The organism is Flavobacteriales bacterium (assembly GCA_021296215.1).
Lineage (GTDB): Bacteria > Bacteroidota > Bacteroidia > Flavobacteriales > ECT2AJA-044 > ECT2AJA-044.
The window spans coordinates 1-3,890 of record JAGWBA010000115.1; the positions used below are offsets into that span (position 1 = coordinate 1).

Annotated in this window: 5 protein-coding genes; all 5 read left to right on the forward strand. The window is 45.7% G+C overall.

Going from position 1 to position 3,890, the window contains the following annotated elements:
- Positions 1-63 precede the first annotated feature (63 nt).
- The 5 genes from J4F31_12165 (at position 64) to J4F31_12185 (ending at position 3,807) form a co-directional block, all read left to right on the forward strand.
- Positions 64-834, forward strand: coding sequence for a hypothetical protein (locus J4F31_12165; GenBank protein ID MCE2497306.1), 771 nt, complete (start codon positions 64-66; stop codon positions 832-834).
- Positions 835-922: 88 nt separating this feature from the next.
- On the forward strand, positions 923-1,300 hold the full coding sequence (locus J4F31_12170; GenBank protein ID MCE2497307.1) for a hypothetical protein: 378 nt from the start codon (positions 923-925) through the stop codon (positions 1,298-1,300).
- Position 1,301: 1 nt separating this feature from the next.
- Entirely contained in the window at positions 1,302-2,684 is a 1,383-nt protein-coding gene (gene mnmE / locus J4F31_12175; protein MCE2497308.1) for a tRNA uridine-5-carboxymethylaminomethyl(34) synthesis GTPase MnmE, read from the forward strand.
- 251 nt (positions 2,685-2,935) lie between these two features.
- Positions 2,936-3,250, forward strand: a complete 315-nt coding sequence (locus J4F31_12180) for a helix-turn-helix domain-containing protein (protein ID MCE2497309.1) — start codon at positions 2,936-2,938, stop codon at positions 3,248-3,250.
- Positions 3,247-3,807: a phage integrase SAM-like domain-containing protein gene (locus tag J4F31_12185; protein ID MCE2497310.1), complete on the forward strand. Its 561-nt coding sequence runs from the start codon at positions 3,247-3,249 to the stop codon at positions 3,805-3,807. Before J4F31_12180 ends, J4F31_12185 begins: the two co-directional genes overlap by 4 nt.
- Positions 3,808-3,890 lie beyond the last annotated feature (83 nt).

Below are 3,890 nucleotides of genomic sequence, written 5' to 3' on the forward strand. Positions count from 1 at the left end.
TATCCAATTGTTCCGGTCTTAAGCCTCAACAATTTAAAATTATACTTTTAAACTGTCTCGTTTTTGGGGAAGTTTACCAAGAAGTTATATTCGTGCTTTATTGCACTTGTACTGATGGTGCCACTGAGCACTTTTGCTCAGCGCACGCAAATTCAAAACACCCCCACAGCCATATCGGCCATCGACCTCAACGACCTCGAGGGAAAGTACTTTACCGGCGGTAGTCTGAATTTCGGACTTTCATCTTCGGGAATGGTAGATGCCGATGACCCTTCAACTACGGGTACCGGGTTCGGAGTCGCTGCCTATGTGGGGAGATTCGCTAACAATAATCTAGCTTATGGAGTAAACCTAGGCTATAATTTCGAAAGTTTGAAAAACAACCCGGGTACGGATCTGGAAACTGTTTCGACCGATAACATCTTGGACATTGGTCTATTCGGCCGGGTATACAGCAACCCTTGCGGCTCTATGGTCAACGGGTATATCGAAGGTGGCGTCGAACTTGGATTCGGAAATCAAACCTTCACGAATTCAAATGGCGATGAGGTCAAGGACAACATAGGTACTTTTCGCGCGGGATTGGTGCCGGGCATTGTGATCTACCCAACGGATCAAATCATGCTAGAGCTACGGTACGGATTCTTAGGTTACTCGAGCAGAGCGGTAACCTATGAAGATCCCTTTACCGGTGATGAAGTAACGGACTACAATCGTTGGGGTGGATTCGATTTCGATGCTAAGACCATCACCATATGCTTTATGTACATCCTCCCATACCCTTCGTGGGGCGATAAAATGAATGGAAGCTTCGACGGCTTCGGAAATTTCTGATTAAGTCGCGCTTTAAAACTATTTAACTCCGCAAGTCAAAAGCTTGCGGAGTTTTTTTACTTTTCACACCAACTAAACCCGTACTGCTATGTGGATGCTTCATCGTTCTAGACTCAGCGCTCTGCTCCTGCTCCTTTTTTCGCTGATCATTCTTTTCATTTTACCCATTGACGAAGTAGACCCCAATATGGTCGCCTTTGTTATTTGCCTTTTTGCGACGATTATAGTAGCCTTCGCGCTATCGGAGTTATTTCATCGGATCAGCATCGACCAAATGAAGTATAAGTATACGATTAGCGGCGTATTCGGCATCGTGGTTGGGATCATCGTCTATTTCTCGCTGCGCGACTCAAGCTTTTTCAGCCTGCATTGGGTCAATGTTTACGGCAAAGACACCATGCTCATCCTGAACTTAATTACAGCCCTGTACATCTTCTTCTACAAAGGAAAACGAAGCGAAGCCTGATTTGGAACAACTCGATCCCATCGTCGCCCTCTCCTCCCCACCCGGAATGGGCGCCATTGCCTTGATACGCCTCTCAGGAAAAGGAGTAATTGAACTTGCAGAAAGTGTATTTCGCCCTCACGGGCCGATGCAGAGCTTGGCCGATGCGCCGGGCTACTCGTTGCGCTTTGGTAAGATCGTCGATGAAGATGCCGTGATCGACGAGGTCATGGTGGGCATTTTTCGTGGACCTAAGAGCTATACGGGTGAGGATGTGATCGAAGTGAGCTGCCACGGTTCTGCATTCATACAAGGAGCACTCATTGATCTGTTCTTGGATCGGGGTGCCCGGCTGGCCGATCCGGGTGAATTTACTTTGAGGGCCTTTCGCAATGGAAAGATGGATTTGAGTCAGGCCGAGGCGGTTTCCGATCTTATTTCGTCGGAAAGCGCGGCGGCCCACCAGGTCGCCATGCAGCAGATGAGGGGCGGCTTTAGCACGGAGCTTGCATCGCTCCGCGAGGAGCTTATTCATTTCGCCAGTATGATCGAGCTCGAACTCGACTTCGCCGAGGAGGAAGTTGAATTCGCTAATCGCGATCAGCTTCAAGATCTCATCGATCGCATTAAAAACGCACTAAAAAAACTCATCGATTCATTCGCTTTGGGCAACGTGATCAAGAACGGTATTCCGATCGCCATTGCCGGAGCACCGAATGCCGGTAAATCGACCTTGTTGAATGCACTACTTAACGAAGAGCGCGCCATCGTGAGCGAGGTTGCGGGTACAACGCGCGATACCATCGAAGACGAGATCTCGATTAACGGTATTTCGTTTCGCTTTATCGATACGGCCGGAATCCGAGAAACCACCGATACAGTCGAAACCATCGGAATTCAGCGCACATTTGAAAAGATCGATCAGGCCCGTGCCGTTATTTACTTGTTTGACGCGGCTCGCCCTCACGGTGAGGTCCATCCCGAACTCGAGGAAATTGAAAAACGCATCGGCAACAAGGAACTCATTATCCTCGCGAACAAGGTCGACGAGGCCGATGAATCTGCTTTGAGAAAAGAATTCGCTACATGGCCTCGTTTTTTCCCGATCAGCACCCTGGAGCGTACTGGTCTTGACGACCTCACGGCCGAACTTACCAGTTTGGTCAATACCGGGGCTCTTAGCTCGGGCGGCACCATCGTCACCAACAAGAGACACCACCGAGCGCTCGTACAGGCCCTTGAAAGTATACATCGCGCCGAAGGCGCCCTACACGAAGAGGTAAGCGGGGATTTCATAGCCCAGGATATTCGTCAGGGCCTCTTCCACCTCGGTGAAATCACGGGGGAAATCACCACGGATGATCTGCTGGGGAATATCTTTAGTAAGTTTTGTATTGGAAAGTAATTACATTTCTCTTTATTGGTTAATTCTTTCTTTTTCAGCTATTTAAGCTATTTTATCTTCTTTTTCTTGTTGCTAATTTGCTCTTATTTCTATATCTTTCGTTACTAATTTGTTGCTAATAACTCTCGATTTGTTGTTAGCAACAAATAATTAGAGTAACGAAGAGATTATGCTATATAGAGCCACAACAAGCTACATGTAGCTACTTTAAGCAACAAAATGAGCAGTACATTAGAATCGAAAAAACTTGTATGTATTGCGGTGAAATATTCATCGCCAAAACCACAGTTACAAGATACTGTTCGGACAACTGTGCTAAACAAGCTTATAAGAAGCGCAAGCGACAAGAAAAGCTCCAGACAGTCGACACCTCCTCCTCTCTAACCATCCCAGAACAAAGCATTAAATCAAAAGACTTTCTGAGTATTCAGGAAGCTTGCAAGCTCCTTGGTACAAGTCGCTGGACAATCTATAGAATGATTGACCGCAAACAACTAAATGCTGCCAAGCTGGGAAGGCGCACAATTATTAAAAGAACAGATATTGAAAACCTATTTGCAACATGAAGGTAACACTCAGAAAAAGAAATCAAGGAGGAAAGACCAGCTTGTACCTGGACTACTACCACAAGGGGAAAAGGAAAACAGAATACCTCAAACTATACCTCGACCCAAATGCTAAGACCAAAGAGCAGAAGGTTGTAAATAAGAAGACGCTACAATTAGCTGAAACCATCCGAGCGCAAAGGCAAATCGAAATCCAAAACGGAGTTTATGGGTTCAGAGACAATGAGAAAATGAAAGGCAGCTTTATTGCATATATGCGAGTGCTTGCAGAAAAAAGAAATGACAGCTCTGGCAATTATGGCAATTGGGATAGCGTGATCAAGCATTTAGAAAAGTTCCTACCCTATGACATCACCTTCAAAGAAGCTGACCGTCAGTTTGTAATGGATTTCAAAGAGTACCTGGATAAGGAAGCCATTACCAAAAGCAATGTAGGCTTGTCTCAGAACTCTAAGTATTCTTACTTCAATAAGCTGCGAGCAGCTTTGAAGCAAGCAGTAAGAGACGGAATTGTATTGACCCCCTATAAATTTGACAGAAATTATCAATCAATTTAGCAGAGTTTTTGGGTTTAACAAGCTATTTTCTTGATTTTTTGTGGGTTTATAGTTTTGTTTCCGGACCCGGTCCGGGGTTTTTC

Coding starts and splice junctions, on each gene's coding strand:
- J4F31_12170 (MCE2497307.1), top strand. CDS start 923: ATGTGGATGCTTCATCGTTCTAGACTCAGCGCTCTGCTCCTGCTCCTT.
- J4F31_12180 (MCE2497309.1), top strand. CDS start 2,936: ATGTATTGCGGTGAAATATTCATCGCCAAAACCACAGTTACAAGATAC.
- J4F31_12185 (MCE2497310.1), top strand. CDS start 3,247: ATGAAGGTAACACTCAGAAAAAGAAATCAAGGAGGAAAGACCAGCTTG.